The organism is Anabaena sp. UHCC 0399 (genome assembly GCF_034931465.1).
In the GTDB taxonomy this organism is placed as follows: domain Bacteria; phylum Cyanobacteriota; class Cyanobacteriia; order Cyanobacteriales; family Nostocaceae; genus Trichormus; species Trichormus minutissimus.
The window spans coordinates 17,161-33,638 of sequence record NZ_JAYGGZ010000053.1 but is presented as its reverse complement, the minus strand read 5'-3'; the positions used below and the strand labels follow the sequence as shown (position 1 = coordinate 33,638).

Below are 16,478 nucleotides of genomic sequence, written 5' to 3'. Positions count from 1 at the left end.
TCACGCAGAGGCGCAGAGGCGCAGAGAGTTTTTAGAGGTTATTCACTACGCGGGAGATCCCGTCTTTGATGAGTGTAACGTTGAAGTTGATGAGTAATCCAACTCGTTTATCAGCAAGGCGTAGATAGGTTAGTAATTGCTTTTTGTGTACTGGATGAACGGCTTCTACTGATTTTAATTCGACAATCACCTGATCTGCGACTATTAAATCAGCACGAAAGCCTTCATCCAAACGCACACCTTCATAAAACACTGGAATCACTACCTGTCTATTAACCGTTAACTTCCGTCTCCGCAACTCAAAATCCATAACCGACTCATAAACCGACTCCAGCAAACCAGGCCCCAAAGTCGTGTGAACCTTATAAGCAGCATCCACTACCATACCCGAAATCTCATTCTCAATCATTCCTCTCTGCACCTCACTTTCTGCGTCTTTGCGCCTCTGCGTGAGACAATCATAACTCATGTAGCCTGTGTAACAATCCTAAACCTTCCCCACAGCCTCAATCGCCGCCTCAAGAGCGATCGCCACATGAGTCCAATGAGTCCCCCCTTGGCAATACACTACATAAGGCTCACGCAAAGGCCCATCCGCCGAAAACTCCAACGTACTCCCCTCAATAAACGTCCCCCCAGCCATCACTACCTGGCTCTCATACCCCGGCATAGCATCAGGAATAGGGTCTAGATAAGAACCAATAGGAGAATTCTGTTGTATCGCCTTACAGAAGGCAATCAGCTTTTTCGCCGAACCCAATTTAATCGCCTGAATCACATCCCCACGGGGCGCAAGGGGTGCGGGATGGACTGGATAACCGAGCTTGTCAAATACATAACCAGTGAGATAAGTCCCTTTCATCGCCTCCCCTACCATCTGCGGCGATAAAAATAACCCCTGGAACAACAGCCGATTTTGGTCAAAGGTCGCCCCCCCATAACTACCAATCCCAGGGGCAGTCAGCCGACAGGCAGATGCTTCTACTAAATCAGCCCGACCAGCTACATAACCGCCAGCCGTGACGATAGTACCACCGGGATTTTTAATTAATGACCCCGCCATTAAATCAGCCCCGACGTGGGTGGGTTCTTGGATGTCGATAAATTCCCCATAACAGTTATCGACAAAGCAAACTGTGTGAGGATTTTGTTGTTTAACTAGATGTACTATTTTCTCTATATCGCTAATTAATAAGCTTGGTCGCCAAGAATAACCACAAGAACGCTGAATTAACACTAAACGCGTGTTATCAGTAATGTTAGTGCTTAAAGCTTCCCAGTCTATAGTTCCTTGGGAAGTTAACTCCAATTGGCGATATTTTATGCCAAACTCAATAAGAGAGCCTTGGCCTTGACCCCGTAAACCAATGACTTCTTCGAGCGTATCGTAGGGAGAACCGACCACTGCTAGCATTTCATCCCCAGGACGGAGTACACCAAATAGGGCGCAAGCGATCGCGTGAGTCCCCGAAACAAACTGCACTCGCACAGCCGCAGCCTCAGCACCCATTACTTCCGCAAAAACTTTGTCTAAAGTTTCTCGTCCCAAATCATCGTGGCCATAGCCACTTACACCTGCAAAATGGTGCGCTCCTACACGGTGATTACGAAAGGCATCCAGCACTCTTTTTAGATTATGCTTGACCTGAGCGTCAATTCCAGAAAAAATCTCTAACAGTGCCTGTTCTGCTTGCCGCAGCTGTTCCAAGCTGTTCATTACTTCCTCGTTAACAAAAAAACTATAAATATGCGGATTTTGGGTTCGCGCAGATTAGGCTGAACAATTTCAATACAGGTTACTGCATGACAATTGCTACTTCAACAAAACCTCAAATCAATTGGGTTAACACCCTGTTTTTTCTTGGTCTACACATCGGCGCGTTGTTTGCCTTTGTTCCTGGTAACTTTAGCTGGGCAGCAGTTGGTGTAGGTTTATTCCTTTACTGGGTAACAGGTGGCTTGGGCATTACCCTAGGCTTTCACCGCCTTGTCACCCACCGCAGCTTCCAGACTCCCAAATGGCTAGAGTATTTCTTGGTATTTTGCGGAACTCTCGCTTGTCAAGGAGGGCCAATTGAGTGGATCGGTACACACCGCATTCATCATTTACATTCCGATACCGAACCCGATCCACATGATTCCAATAAAGGTTTTTGGTGGAGTCATATGGGTTGGCTGATTTATCATTCTCCTTCTCACGCTGATGTTCCTCGGTTTACCAAAGATATTGCCGAAGACCCAGTTTATCAGTTTTTACAGAAATATTTTATTTTTGTGCAGATTGCTCTGGGTTTATTGCTCCTCTATTTGGGCGGCTGGTCTTTCGTAGTCTGGGGAGTTTTCGCTCGCATTGTTTGGGTTTATCACTGCACCTGGTTGGTGAATAGTGCTACCCATAAATTTGGCTATCGCAGCCATGACGCTGGTGATAACTCTACCAATTGCTGGTGGGTAGCTGTCCTAGTATTTGGCGAAGGTTGGCACAATAACCACCACGCTTTCCAATATTCGGCTCGTCACGGTTTGGAATGGTGGGAAATTGACTTAACTTGGATGACAGTTCAATTTTTGCAAGTGCTTGGTCTAGCTACTAACGTAAAAGTTGCAGACAAAAAACAATAAGTAATTTATGATTAGTCATTAGTTTTTCACCAACAACTAATGACTAAAGATTTTTTTTGGCAAATATTCTAGTCGATTCGGAAATAGTATGCAAAATCTAATTACATCTGTGTTTGTGTAACTTAGATTGCTATAATCCATAACGACCAATGTAAAGAAACTTTGCGGCAAGTTACTAAGATGTAACTTGGCGGATGATTTTGTTCGTTTTTCAGGTTTTCATGACTACATCAATCATCAAGACAGAAGAAATTAGTAATAACCTTGGTAGTTCCGAACTAAGGCTGAAAGATATTATCAAAACTTTGCCAAAGGAATGTTTTCAGTTAAGTCGTCGTAAAGCTTGGACTCAAGTAATCATAAATGTTTTGCTGGTGGGTTTAGGTTATTACAGTTTGACAATTTCTCCCTGGTTTCTGTTACCAATTGCTTGGATTTTTACAGGAACTGCTTTAACAGGTTTTTTTGTTATCAGTCATGATTGTGGACATCGTTCATTTGCCAAACGTCGTTGGGTAAATGATTTGGTGGGACATATATTCTTGATGCCGTTAATATATCCCTTTCATAGTTGGCGGATTAAACATAATCATCATCACAAACACACCAACAAGTTAGATGAAGATAATGCTTGGCATCCCATCAGACCAGAGGTTTTTAACAGTTGGGATGAAACTCGCCAATCTGCCTTTGAGTTTTTTATGCGTAGACGCTTTTGGTGGGTAGGTTCAATTGGACATTGGGCTGTTGTACATTTTGACTGGCGGAAATTCAAAGCTCAAGAGCGAGCAGATGTTAAACTATCCGTTGCGGTAGTTGTCATATTTGCAGCAGCTTTTTTCCCAGTTCTCATAGCTACCACTGGTATTTGGGGATTCGTCAAATTCTGGTTTGTGCCTTGGCTGGTTTATCATTTTTGGATGAGTACCTTCACCATTGTTCACCACACTTATGCTGATGTACCTTTCACAGCAGCCCATAAGTGGAACGAGGCGATCGCACAATTATTTGGTACTATTCATTGTGATTATCCCCGTTGGGTAGAATACTTCTGCCATGATATTAACGTCCATGTCCCCCATCATATTTCTACGGCAATTCCTTCTTATAATTTGCGTCTAGCTTACAGCAGCATCAAAGAAAACTGGGGTTCTTATTTACATGATGAATTGAAGTTTTCTTGGCCGTTAATGAAGCAAATTACTAATCAGTGTCAATTGTATGTAACCGATGTTGGTTATCAAACTTTTGATGAATACTACGCAGAAAATAAACATTCTGTTAATAGATAACTCTAGTTTATAGAGTGCTGATTATTCCGAAAACTAATAGATATTCTGGCAATTTTCTATCTTAGTTATTGCTAAATAAATTGCCAGAATCATTTTTTGTTTGCAATGTGAATGCAAACAACACGAGGCGAATTTGAATCTAGCCTCAAACATAGTCCGCTTTACATAAAAAACCAAGAATCCAGTGCAATCAACGAGCATTAACTTCGATAATTCGCATCTCAGTGAACCCTCTCAGGATACAACTTCACTTCCTTTTACTCTTCAGGATTTGAAAGCTGCCATTCCCGCAGAATGCTTTCAACCCAATGTCAGTAAATCACTGTTTTACTTCTTCCGTGATATTCTGATTATTGGTGTGCTTTATGCAGTAGCTAATTACCTTGATTCTTGGTTTTTCTGGCCTATATTTTGGCTAATGCAAGGAACAATGTTTTGGGCTTTGTTTGTAGTCGGACATGACTGCGGACACCAATCTTTTTCTAAGCATAAATGGTTGAATGATTTGATTGGTCATTTGTCTCATACACCAATCTTAGTTCCTTATCATGGTTGGCGTATTAGTCACAGAACCCATCATAAAAATACTGGCAATATTGATAATGATGAAAGCTGGTATCCTGTGACAGAATCGCAGTATAAGGAAATGCCGTTATTGCAAAAAATAGGCCGATATTATGTATTTTTATTGGCTTATCCAATCTATATATTTAAGCGTTCTCCTAATAAAGAAGGCTCTCATTTTTTGCCTAGTAGCTCACTTTTCAAGCCCTCAGAAAAATGGGATGTTATTACTAGCACCGTACTCTGGATTGGGATGGTAGCCTTATTAGGCTTCCTCACCTATCAATGGGGTTGGATGTGGTTGCTAAAATATTATGCTGCACCCTACATTGTGTTTGTAATTTGGTTAGACTTGGTGACATTTCTGCATCACACCGAGGCTGATATTCCTTGGTATCGTGGCGATGATTGGACTTTTCTTAAAGGTGCAATTTCCAGCATTGACCGCAATTATGGTTTATTCAACCACATTCACCACGATATCGGTACTCATGTGGCACACCACATCTTCTTGAATATGCCACACTACAACTTATTGAAAGCGACTGAAGCGATTAAACCGATTATGGGTGAGTATTATCGCAAGTCTGAAGAACCAATTTGGCAGTCTTTGTGGCGTTCTTCCGTTAGCTGTCATTTTGTACCAGATACCGGCGGGAAGGTTTACTATACATCCAACCCTAAATAAATTTCTCTTCAGATTAGAAATCTGAAACTATACAAAAGTTCGCACAGCTTTACTTCTGGAAGTCCGGCTACGCGAACTTTTTTTTGACTCACAATACAATTTGCAGCTTCTCAGCTTATTCCCTGTCGAGAACTTAGGTTAACATAACTGTAAAGTTAAATTTATCTAAAAAGTTGTATGACTCTCACTATTGAAGATGTAGAAAGACTACAACAAAAGCTACAAGAAGAACAGCAGGACTATCAAATAGAACTGCAAGAGGGAAATATTCTAGTCATGGGGCCATCAGATATCGAGTCTAGTGAAATCGGCGCACAGTTGATTTATTTATTAAAACTTTGGATTAATCCTCGTAAACTTGGGCGAATATTTGACTCAAGTGGTGGGTTTATTATGCCAAACACTGATTTACGCGCTCCTGATGTTTCTTTTGTAGCGGCCGAAAGATTAAAACGAACTGTCAGAGATTTTGCTCAGTTAGTACCTGATTTAGTTGTAGAAATTAAATCAAAAAAAGATAGAGTTTCTAAGTTAGAAGATAAAGTTAAGTTATTTTTAGAGTTAGGTGCAAGGATAGGAATATTAATTAATCCTGATGAATTATCTGTACGTGTATATCGTCCCAATGGTGATGTTGCAGTTTTAACGGGTGAGGATAAGTTATCTATTAATGAGTTATTTCCGGGTTGGGAAATTGCTGTTTCTGAATTATGGCCACCTGTATTTGAGTAATAATTAAATTTTTTCAGCACATACAATTTACGCAGGAAGAATACTAAATTCAGTATTTTTGTATAGTCTAGGTTGATTAATTACGAGGATTTTCAGGAATATCTAAACCGTACAAAAATAAGTGAAGAATTTCGAGAGGTGACATTGGTGCGCTATGAATCATCAAGTCGTCACTACCTGGATGTAGATGGAATCGCATTCCCTGTTCTTGATTATCGTGTCCAGAAAGATTAAGGTCAAATCGCAAAAATTTAATAGGATTATTGTCTAAAAATCTGATTTCAAAGTTGAATCCGATCATTTCAGCAGGTTTATAATTTTCGTTAACGAAAATTGCAAAATCAAACCAGCAACCATCAAATCGTTCAAAGTGGGGAACTTCTCTAATTCGCTTGAAGTTACGCTGTCCTCCAGTAATTTCAATAATCCCTTTAGATGCTGGAGTCATTTTGAGCAGTGCATGAATTTGATGAAGTTTTGTTCCTAAACGTCCATCATCAGATGCTGTTGTCAAGCACTTTAAAATCTCACTCCTCAATACCTTAGAACTTTCTACAGTCAAAGGAGCATTTTTTAATAAGCGTTCTTGCACCTGATCACAAATTTGCTCCCAATTACTATTACTGTTCAATTAAATCCCCCCGTTCAAGAAGGATGAGCCACTCTGCATATTCAGGATCAAGCGGTAGAGTTTTCGCTTCTGCCATTTCAATTACTTGTGAGTCAGTTAAGCCTGACCATTCTCGAAGTTTTTCTAGTCTCACATGGCATTCTTCTATACTGAGTAATTCTCTGTCTTTTAAAAGATTATATACTCTAGAACCTAGCCAACTAACAATATTCGGTGCATAAGAAAACATAGTTTTTGCTGATTCTGGAGATAAAATCAGAACTACTCCGCGTTTTCTTATGAGCGCACTTCTCATACAATCCAACCGATACCAGTGATTTCTGTCCCATTTTTCAAAATCCCAAATAATTATATAATCTTGATCTGCATGAATAATTTTTTTTACTAGATGACTCGGTTCACTATTTCCAGAAAGACATTCCACTTCGCATTCTGCAAAAATGCCCAGTGTCTCTTTTAAATCATCCACTAATTGCTGATGACTTGAATTAGATACAATCAGCACTGACCAAATATTTCCTTCTGGATGTGAACCAATTCTCTGCAAAAACTCATCAATTGAAATAGGGCGATTCATTTAAATATATATTAATATTAAATATGTTCAACTAAAGATTTAATAGCAGGATGAACGGCATAGCGTCTTGTAGGATAGCTATATTCAAGAATCAGTCTTCTTATTATTAACCGTATATCTTCTTCTGTTCTAGGAACAAAGTTGCCTGTGTTTAGAGTGACTTTGAGAGTTTTTAGATCATTATCTGAAAGCCCAAGCAATTGGCTTCTGCTAAAAGAATCAATAGCCCTTAAGACGTGTTTCTCTTGTAATTTATCTTCCCCTGAAAGGTATGTTTCCTCTATTGAGGCTTGTGTTAAGCTGATAAAATCTCTTAAAACTCCTCCAGAAAAGTAAATAAGGGAATGAGTTGCAAATTCTTGTATAAAATTTTCAGATGAGCGGTATAGAAGTATTTTTTTAAAGAAATTATAGGCTTCCGGATCATTTTCTACATCAAAAAATGGCTGATAGTAAAAGTAATCTAAACGGTCATCAACCATATCACGATATTCACTGTAAAGAGACACTAAAGGCCCTACTAAGACTAGACCAATGCCAGCAGATGAGATAGCTTTTGCATCTGAAGATACAATCTGCATAAAAGTTTCAGCATTATCTAGCCTATCCAATCCATCAAATAAAAAAACTATATGACCATATTCTTTTGAAGCAGCTTCAGCTAGTTCTGTAACTACTTCCACTAACTTCGATTTTATACCATATTTATCTGATATATTGGGAATTATACCTTCATATTTTGTTTTCCATGATCCGAGAGTGGACAAAGCTGCAATCTGAGATATTGAACTACTTATATCTGTCTCTTTTGTATAACCGAATGCAAGATCAAAAATAAGCTCGATACATTGCTTTACTTGTTCACTATCAGTCTGTGCCATTAATTCAGCAAGTTGTACACCAGCGATCGCAGTTAGAACACCATTTGATATTTTAGAAATATCCGTATGCAAACTAACATCTACATATATAGCGTGTGTGTCTTCTATCTCATTAATTTGCTGACGAGCAACTAAAAGTTGAGTGGTTTTACCAGAACCGATACCTCCTATTAGGAGATGTGAAGAGAATGGACGCAAAGCAACGCGCCCAGATATTTGATCTACAAGTAATTTTCCTGGAGCATTTACATAGTACCCACTTTCAATTGCTTCTAAAGGATCTGCCGTTCCCTCAAAAGCCGACATTCTTTCCCTAAAAAGCTGTAGCCGACTAGACATATTACTTACGCTCTACTTTTAAGCAATCCTGTTGCCAGAAATATGCTGAATATTTGTAATGATAGTAGGAAACTGTTGTTAGCTCTAGCTTTAACTCCTCACACCAAACTTTTAAAACCGTCCATTCCCCTGAATGATATGCTTGGCAGTGGTCAGGGTTTCCAAGCTAATAAATCCCCGACGGTGGCCTTTTTGGTTAGACATACCTAGAAATACTGAGTCTCCCCGTGAAGGATTACGAGAGAAACGCGGTGAAGTATTAATGTACGTGGCAGCACTGTTAACCCCTAGAGCAAACTGGCGACTTTCTTGATAAGATTCAGTGGCAATCGAGTCAGCATGACCGCTACTGTATTGATTAATCCAGGCGATCGCTCCCTCTAGACTATCCACTAATTTAAATGCTACTGTCTTGGTTAAATAGGCGTATCCCCATTCATCGTCTTTCGCTAGCTGCAACTGCGGGAAGGCTTCTACTAGTTCTGCGTCGCCTTTGAGTTCAAAGCCTTTTTCTCTCAAACTATTCCACAGCACCGCCAAGGATGACGGCATGGCTTGGCGATGAATCAGCACTTTTTCAATGGCATTAACGGGGTCTGGTTCGCTTTCATGGCTATCAATAATCATCCAACGCACCATCTCTAGATTGCCATTCAGCGACCAGTAAAGATAACAGTTACCCATTGCTGACTTTAATACTGGACAGGTGGCTTGCCGCATGACTTGCTGTACCAAGCTAGAACGTCCGTAAGGAATGGCTAAATTTACATATTGGTCTTGGGTGACTAAATCGCGAATTGAAGCCCCGTGTTCTGTTGTAATTAGTTCTATACAACCTGCTGGTAAACCAACTTCTGCTAGTGCGTGTTGTAACACTTCCGAAATAGCAGCGTTAGAGTGACTAGCTTCTGTACTGCCTTTGAGGATGATACTATTACCAGTTTTAATACACAAAGCTGCCGCGATCGCGCCTAAATCGGGAAATGCTTCATAAATAAATCCTATGACTCCCAAAGGCATTAACTGGGAGTAACTTTGAGAGTCTTCCGGTTGATAGTCGGCGTTTCTCACCCGCCGTAACGGGTCTGATAGCTCTCCCAAGCGTTGGAGAATTTCTACTGTTGTCTCTAATCTTGTGGGAGTTAGTTTCAGCCAATCTAAAATCAATTCTGGCACTGCCATTTCCCGACTAGCTTCTAAATCCAACGTGTTGGCTTCTAAAATGTCGTCGAATGAGTTTTCTATCGCCTGTGCCATTGCCAATACAGCGCGACTGCGGTCTGTTCCCTTGGTAGTGCTTAACTTTAGGGAAGCTTGATAAGCGCGTTTCGCGCTGTTTATGGGTTCGGGGAATTCGTCCACAGCTACAACGGTCATTGAATTATCGTCTGTAAGTAAGCCAGACCATGAGTGCTGGCAAAATTGCCAACAATACTGCCACCATAGCCCATGCAATCATGCTAGAACGATTGGCCAATTGCAGTGCTAATGGTAGCCATATAATCACTAGCACGAAAATAATCCCAAATGCTATAGGTAAATAACTTTCTCCTAATTTGGGGTGAACAACTCGCCAACTATTCCCTGTCCACTGCCAAGCACGCTTGTAGGGGTAGGTGGTAGAAAGCTGTTCTAGTACATGGCCATTATCTTCGACAACAAAGATTTGTTGACAGCGATCGCAACCAAATGCTTCTGTGAGTGTAATCGGAATTAACCTTCCCTTGCGGCGACAGGGACAGGGGTATTCTGTGTTAAAGTCGATTTTTTGTGGTTTTTGGGATTGCACAAGCTTTCTAAGCAATTCAAAATTCAAAATTCAAAAACCCAGTATCTATCAGTATCCTGGCTATACAGTGTATGCAAATTCAAAAATTAAATGTGTAACAGCTTAATAACTTGAGCATATTTGTACAACTTTTGAAAACCTTAGAGTTCTCTCTTTATTAAAGTTTTATAAAAATAGCAAGGTTCGCTGTATCATGGCACTATGACTAACTCAGGTTGCTTTTGTGCTGGGGTAGTCATCTTGGGGAAGAATTGCTGCATCTGTATTGTTAAACATCGATGGTAGTGGCGTGTTTGGTACTTTTTTTTAGCTTACGTGGCGAACACTCTTAAGACAACCCATTTACTAAAGCTGCACCCAAGAATAAACTATAACTATTTATTCAACATTTAGCTGTATTCTCAGTAGCTCTGGCTGAGTTTCAACTGAAGTCGCGTTGATTTCTACTCGAATTAGGAATAGTGCCTTTATCAAGTGGGAACTTTTGAAACACTCTTCAGCTTCCTTGACCTTACTCAGCACTCTTCATTAGTTGCCTCAAAGCTTTTTTGTCAAATTCACTGAAAATAGATAGAGTACAACTTTCTACCTGTGAGGGTAGCTCTTCGATCAGCTTGATTCCAGTCTAGTACATACCTTGGTTTGATGTGTTGTGGCTCAAAGAATAAATCTTTTTGCCATCTAAACTCAACATTGACTATGATCTTGTTGCCTTAAAAGCGGGTAACGCGATTCGAACGCGCGACATTCACCTTGGCAAGGTGACGCTCTACCACTGAGCTATACCCGCAAAACTTACTTTATTAATATGACAGATATATTTTGATTTGTCAACTATTTTAAAGTCTAATTTTTGATTGGGGACTGGGGACTGGGGACTGGGGACTGGGGACTGGGGACTGGGGACTGGGGACTGGGGACTGGGGACTGGGGACTGGGAATTTTAGATTTTGGATTGAATAATTTAAAATCCACTCATTGCAAATCCACTCATTGCAAGACTGGGGACAGGTGACAGGAAAGTTTTTCTTCCCCTGCCTCCCCTGCCTGTCTTTTGTCAGCCTACTTCTTCTGACTCAGTGGTGAAGTTGCCGATGTTGTGACCAGAAATAGATGCTGGTAAGGATTGGGGATTGTGAGCGTAGGCATCCTTCAAATTAGAACGTAACTGCCGCATGAGGCTGGCCATTTCGAGAGCGTTCATAGCATAATCCCAGCCATGATTAGCCTTAATACCTGCCCTTTCTAGGGCTTGCTGCATGGTGTCTACTGTCAAGATGCCAAAAATTACTGGTACTCCAGTCTGAAAGCTAGCGGCTGCAATTCCCTTAGCTACTTCTGAGGATACATAGTCAAAATGGGGTGTTTGCCCACGAATGACTGCACCCAGACAAATTACTGCATCATAACGGTGAGAAAGGGCTAATTGACGCGCCACAAGCGGCACTTCAAAACTGCCAGGAACCCACACATAATCCACCTGATCGCCTTCAGGATTAGGATCGACACCGTGGCGTTTTAAGCAATCTTGACATCCTGCTACCAGTTTTGTGGTTACAAGGTCATTGAATCGACCAATCACCACTGCTAAACGCAAAGGTTCTGTTTGGGTGAAAGTTCCCTCAAAAACTGCCATGACTGCCTCTTATCATTAACTATACTTTTGTCAATATACATTTCTTCTTTAAATGTAGAAGAGCAGGAAAGCACAATTAGGTGCAGAGAACAAATAAACTTTGCTCTTTCACCTTGTTTGGTAGCTCTCCTGCCCCCTTCGTCTTGTTGCTATTTATCTGTACTATGGTGCAGTGCTGGCTTAGACTACAAAAAAGTTTAATAGCCCAACTAGAAGCACTAAAGCGATCCAAACCCCAGAACCAAGCCAGAGTAACTTTTTAGATTCAACCCAACTTTGGGGGGTAGCATAGGCTACAGGTACGCCTACAACTAATACAAAAGACATCAGAACCAGAGCTACTAAAGCAAATTGGAATATTATGGTCATTTTTACTTCTCCCAAGACAGCAAAATACTTAAGGAAATACTAAAAATAGAATATCCTAAAGGGCGACACTGACACTTCTCCTTATTTGTAAGCTAGCAGAAATTGCGTCACTATAGTCATTAGTTATTAGTCGCATTAGTTCTTTGTCTAAATACCAATGACTAATGACCCTTAAATATGGACTTAATTCTTTGTCACACTACAGCCGATTTTGATGCCTTGGGCGCAGCAGTAGGGCTAACTTGCCTATTACCGGGTAGTAAAATTGTGTTGACGGGCGGCGCACATCCACCTGTACGAGATTTTTTGGCACTGCATCGAGATGAGTATGCGCTGATTGAAAGGCGTTCGGTAAATCCAGAGAAAATTCGCTCTTTAACTGTAGTCGATACTCAACAGCGCGATCGCTTGGGTAAGGCGGCTGAGTGGTTAAATTTACCACAACTTGACAATATCACTGTCTATGATCACCACCTCGGTCAAGTATCAAATATTCCGGCTACTCAATCTCATATTGCCCCAGTGGGTGCTACCACCACTTTAATTGTGGAGCAATTACAACAACAGCAAATCTCTTTAACTCCAGCCCAAGCTACAGCGATGGCTTTAGGGATTCATGTAGATACTGGTTCTCTAACCTATGACCAGTCTACACCACGGGATGCCCTGGCGTTGGCTTGGTTGATGCAGCAAGGAGCTAGTCTAGCAGTAATTTCTAATTACCGCGAGCCGGGTTTATCTCCTCAATTACAACGCTTACTCAAGGAAGCTTTAGAACAATTAGAATATCTTTGTTACCGAGGATATACTATTGCTTGGGTAACTTTAAAGACAGATGGCTTTGTGCCAGGGTTATCTAGTTTAGCGTCACAACTGATGGAGTTGACAGAAATCGACGCTTTGCTATTAGCTGGTGAGTACCCTTTGAGTAAAGATGAATCCCGGTTGACGATCATTGGGCGATCGCAAATTCCCGGTGTTCATCTTGACCAATTATTTCAAAACTTCGGCGGCGGCGGTCATTCTCAAGCATCATCTCTGAATTTACGTGGTGTAGATGCCCAAGAGATCCTGCAACAAATCCTCAACGGGATAAAAACCTCGATTCCTCATCCTCCCACCGCCAGAGATTTAATGTCCTCCCCAGTCCGCACCATTCGCCCAGAAACGACAATTGGCGAAGCACAGCGCATTTTATTACGCTACGGACACTCCGGTTTATCTGTGGTGGATACCCAAGGGCAATTGGTAGGAATTATTTCCCGACGCGATTTAGATATTGCCTTTCATCACGGATTTAGTCATGCGCCAGTTAAGGGCTACATGACCATTAATTTAAAGACTATTACCCCAGATACGACACTCCCACAAATTGAATCACTGATGGTGACGTATGATATTGGTCGCTTGCCTGTATTAGAGAATGGGCAATTAGTTGGGATTGTCACCCGTACCGATGTTCTCAGGGAACTGCATCAAGCCCAGGGACAGAGTAGAGGGGAAGGACAGAGGAGATCAGAACATAGTGTTCAGCTTCCTAGTTTAGAACAATTACGCGATGGGCTACTCCCCGCCTTTGGCGATCGCTTGACTCCCCAACTTTGGCAATTACTCACCACCGCCTCCCAAGCCGCAGAACAACGGGGTTGGCATCTTTATTTAGTCGGTGGTGCAGTGCGGGACTTACTATTGGCTGAAGCCGCATCTGGGACTCTCTTTATTACAGATATTGACCTAGTAGTTGATGGTTTTCATCAAGCCGCAGATGTGGGTGCAGGGGTGGAACTAGCCAAAGCACTCCAAGAAATTTATCCCGCCGCCCGGTTAGAGATTCACGGGGCTTTTCAAACTGCGGCTTTGTTATGGCACAAAGACCCCGAATTAGATTCTTTATGGGTGGATATTGCTACCGCTAGAACAGAATTTTATCCTTACCCAGCCGCGAATCCCGAAGTTGAAGCGAGTTCTATTCGTCAAGATTTATACCGCCGTGACTTCACTGTCAACGCCCTGGCTTTGCGTTTAACTCCCCCTCGTGCTGGGAAATTACTTGATTTCTTCGGTGGATTACTAGATTTACAAGCCAAACAAATTCGAGTTTTACACGCCAACAGCTTTATTGAAGACCCCACCCGCATTTATCGCGGTGTCCGGTTTGCGGTGCGTTTTGGATTTGACATTGAATCACGCACGGAAGAATATATCCGCTACGCCATTAATAGTGGTGTTTACGATCGCACTGCCCAAACTAACACTAAAACCCCAGCCCTACAAACTAGACTCAAAGCCGAACTGAAACATATCCTCGAAGCCCCCTACTGGGAATTGGCTTTAAAGCTACTTGACGATTTAGGTGCATTACAGTGCATCCATCCCACCCTCAAATTAGATCCTGAACTTTTACGACAATTACGGTTATTAGAACGCTGTTGGCGAAGATTTGATGCTCAAAAAAAATTAATTCTTTGGCAAATGCGCCTAGAAGTGTTAATTGCCCACCTAGCACCACAATATCGCCACAAAGTAGCGAAAAATCTGCAACTACCAGAAGATAGCATTGCGCGATCGCATAAATTAGCTGCTGCCAAATCTGACGTTACAGATTTTTTAGTGATATCTAAACAACCTAGTCAAATAGTGCAAGTGTTACGCAAGTATGATGTGGAAATGTTAATTTTGATTGCCATATCTAGTTCAAGAATAATTAGGCGGCAGATATGGCATTACTTGACAGTTTTATCTCATATCCAACCAATGTTAAATGGTAATGACTTAAAGAAATTAGGATACAAACCTAGTCCACAGTTTCGCCAAATGCTCGATGATATACTGGCAGCAACTTTGGATGGAGTGGTTCACAATCAAGTAGAAGCAGAAGATTTTTTAGCTAAATATTATCCTGTGTAATTGATATTCAACAAGGTGTGATTATGCAAACTCAAGCAGTAAGTAAATACTACACAACCGAAGAATATTTACAACTAGAGGAAACATCAGAATGCAGAAATGAATATCGAGATGGAGAAATTGTCCCAATGGCTGGTGGAACAACTAATCACAATGAAATTTCTTTAAATTTTTGTACGAATTTTAAATTGCAGATGCGAGGTAAAGATTACAAAATATACATGGGGGATGTTAAATTATGGATACCTCGTTATCGCATATACACTTATCCTGATATCATGGTGATTCAGGGAAAACCAATATATGAAGGAAAAGGTACTACTACAGTTACCAATCCCTTAATGATTGTAGAAGTATTATCACAATCGACAGAAAATTACGATAGAACTAATAAATTTAGATATTACCGTTCTCTTCCGACACTAAAAGAATACGTGACGATTGACCAATATGAACACCTTGTAGAGCAGTTTCATAGAAATACTGATGGTCAATGGGTATTCACAGAATATGAATCGTATGAGGCTATTCTATCACTCCAATCAATAGAATTTAAAATTGCTTTGAGTGATATTTATGCAGGTGTAGATTTGGCGATAGAGGAAGAATAATGATATTGGAGAGAAGAGGCGATCGCCTGTTTGTACCTTCATAAGAAATCAACAGTCAAAACAGGCAAATACAGTCTTCTAAATTGTATCTGGATCGATATTTAACTCCCGCAGTTTCGCCGCCAAACGTGCTACTTGCAGTTGCGCTTGTTCTGCTTGCAGTTGTGCTTGTTCTGCTTGCAGTTGTGACTGTTCCGCCATTTCTTCAGGTGTTGGGACTAGTTGTTCATCTCGTGTAAAAAACCGCAATAGTCCTTGATAAACACCCAAATATAACCCTAGCTGATGACTCCACAAATGACCTTGTTCATTTGCTTGTAGAGGTTGATATTCTCCATCTACTAAATGAAATCCGGCAAATTCTTGCGTGTAAGGATCGAACCAAAAATAATCCGGTGTACGAAAAGTATCTTGATAAATCTCTTTTTTTAAACCTTTATCTGTCTTCGCTGTTGAATCCGAGAGAATTTCTAGAATTACATTAGGATATTTGCCATTTTCTTCCCACACTACCCAACTTTTGCGAGTTTTTCGTTCCGTTCCTAGCACTACAAAAAAGTCTGGACCCCGGAAATATTCTGATTTGAGTTGACGTGGACTGTAGTATATAGTCAAATTTCCCGCCGCATAAAAATCATTTCTATCTCGCCACAGCCATTCTAGGCATTGCAAAAGTAAGATTATTTGTCGTAGATGTAGTTCTGTTTCCAAGGGAGGCTCATCACTATATAAATCACCAGGAGGAAATATCACATCTTTCGAGATGTCTGCTTGAGATTCTAATTCTTGGGCAATGGTCATAGAATCAATCCGGCATCAATTATTTCTGTGTTTATTTTA

General features: G+C 41.0%; 16 protein-coding genes and 1 tRNA gene. 6 read left to right on the top strand and 11 right to left on the bottom strand.

Annotated elements, in window-relative coordinates; genetic code table 11:
* Positions 1 to 31: 31 nt before the first annotated feature.
* Together VB693_RS23490 and VB693_RS23485 are read right to left on the bottom strand one after the other, a co-directional pair.
* Positions 32 to 409, bottom strand: a complete 378-nt coding sequence (locus VB693_RS23490) for a GxxExxY protein (protein WP_323268364.1) — start codon at positions 407 to 409, stop codon at positions 32 to 34.
* 78 nt (positions 410 to 487) lie between these two features.
* Positions 488 to 1,717: a methionine gamma-lyase family protein gene (locus VB693_RS23485; RefSeq protein ID WP_323268363.1), complete on the bottom strand. Its 1,230-nt coding sequence runs from the start codon at positions 1,715 to 1,717 to the stop codon at positions 488 to 490.
* Positions 1,718 to 1,803: 86 nt separating this feature from the next.
* On the opposite strand from VB693_RS23485, the gene VB693_RS23480 reads away from it, so the two are divergent.
* The 4 genes from VB693_RS23480 (at position 1,804) to VB693_RS23465 (ending at position 5,898) form a co-directional block, all read left to right on the top strand.
* Positions 1,804 to 2,622, top strand: a complete 819-nt coding sequence (locus VB693_RS23480; RefSeq protein WP_190705777.1) for an acyl-CoA desaturase — start codon at positions 1,804 to 1,806, stop codon at positions 2,620 to 2,622.
* 221 nt (positions 2,623 to 2,843) lie between these two features.
* The gene (locus VB693_RS23475) at positions 2,844 to 3,914 is read left to right on the top strand and encodes a fatty acid desaturase (RefSeq protein WP_190705775.1); all 1,071 of its coding nucleotides are present in this window, start codon (positions 2,844 to 2,846) and stop codon (positions 3,912 to 3,914) included.
* Between the two features lie 184 nt (positions 3,915 to 4,098).
* A complete protein-coding gene (locus tag VB693_RS23470; RefSeq protein ID WP_323268362.1) occupies positions 4,099 to 5,166 on the top strand; it encodes a fatty acid desaturase in 1,068 nt (355 codons plus the stop codon).
* Positions 5,167 to 5,343: 177 nt separating this feature from the next.
* Complete coding sequence (locus tag VB693_RS23465; RefSeq protein ID WP_323268361.1) at positions 5,344 to 5,898, top strand: Uma2 family endonuclease; 555 nt, start codon at positions 5,344 to 5,346, stop codon at positions 5,896 to 5,898.
* A 76-nt stretch (positions 5,899 to 5,974) separates the two neighbouring features.
* Here the strand turns inward: VB693_RS23465 and VB693_RS23460 are convergent, their stop codons facing one another.
* The 8 genes from VB693_RS23460 to psbZ all read right to left on the bottom strand — a co-directional run bounded on the left by VB693_RS23460 (position 5,975) and on the right by psbZ (position 12,120).
* Entirely contained in the window at positions 5,975 to 6,529 is a 555-nt protein-coding gene (locus tag VB693_RS23460; protein ID WP_323268360.1) for a hypothetical protein, read from the bottom strand.
* On the bottom strand, positions 6,519 to 7,106 hold the full coding sequence (locus VB693_RS23455; protein ID WP_323268359.1) for a hypothetical protein: 588 nt from the start codon (positions 7,104 to 7,106) through the stop codon (positions 6,519 to 6,521). Before VB693_RS23455 ends, VB693_RS23460 begins: the two co-directional genes overlap by 11 nt.
* Positions 7,107 to 7,123: 17 nt before the next feature.
* Positions 7,124 to 8,293, bottom strand: a complete 1,170-nt coding sequence (locus VB693_RS23450) for a hypothetical protein (RefSeq protein ID WP_323268358.1) — start codon at positions 8,291 to 8,293, stop codon at positions 7,124 to 7,126.
* 144 nt (positions 8,294 to 8,437) lie between these two features.
* Positions 8,438 to 9,703: a glutamate-5-semialdehyde dehydrogenase gene (locus VB693_RS23445; protein ID WP_323268357.1), complete on the bottom strand. Its 1,266-nt coding sequence runs from the start codon at positions 9,701 to 9,703 to the stop codon at positions 8,438 to 8,440.
* Between the two features lie 4 nt (positions 9,704 to 9,707).
* Entirely contained in the window at positions 9,708 to 10,115 is a 408-nt protein-coding gene (locus tag VB693_RS23440) for a hypothetical protein (protein WP_190710362.1), read from the bottom strand.
* 718 nt (positions 10,116 to 10,833) lie between these two features.
* Positions 10,834 to 10,905, bottom strand: a tRNA-Gly gene (locus tag VB693_RS23435).
* A 267-nt stretch (positions 10,906 to 11,172) separates the two neighbouring features.
* Positions 11,173 to 11,751, bottom strand: coding sequence for a 6,7-dimethyl-8-ribityllumazine synthase (gene ribH, locus VB693_RS23430; protein WP_323268356.1), 579 nt, complete (start codon positions 11,749 to 11,751; stop codon positions 11,173 to 11,175).
* Positions 11,752 to 11,931: 180 nt separating this feature from the next.
* Positions 11,932 to 12,120: a photosystem II reaction center protein PsbZ gene (psbZ, locus tag VB693_RS23425; protein ID WP_190710358.1), complete on the bottom strand. Its 189-nt coding sequence runs from the start codon at positions 12,118 to 12,120 to the stop codon at positions 11,932 to 11,934.
* A 177-nt stretch (positions 12,121 to 12,297) separates the two neighbouring features.
* Here psbZ and VB693_RS23420 point away from each other — a divergent pair, with 177 nt between their 5' ends.
* Entirely contained in the window at positions 12,298 to 15,027 is a 2,730-nt protein-coding gene (locus VB693_RS23420) for a CBS domain-containing protein (protein ID WP_323268355.1), read from the top strand.
* Positions 15,028 to 15,050: 23 nt separating this feature from the next.
* On the top strand, positions 15,051 to 15,638 hold the full coding sequence (locus VB693_RS23415) for a Uma2 family endonuclease (protein ID WP_323268354.1): 588 nt from the start codon (positions 15,051 to 15,053) through the stop codon (positions 15,636 to 15,638).
* Between the two features lie 78 nt (positions 15,639 to 15,716).
* On the opposite strand, the gene VB693_RS23410 is transcribed toward VB693_RS23415, so the two are convergent.
* Entirely contained in the window at positions 15,717 to 16,439 is a 723-nt protein-coding gene (locus VB693_RS23410; RefSeq protein ID WP_323268353.1) for a Uma2 family endonuclease, read from the bottom strand.
* Between the last annotated feature and the right edge of the window lie 39 nt (positions 16,440 to 16,478).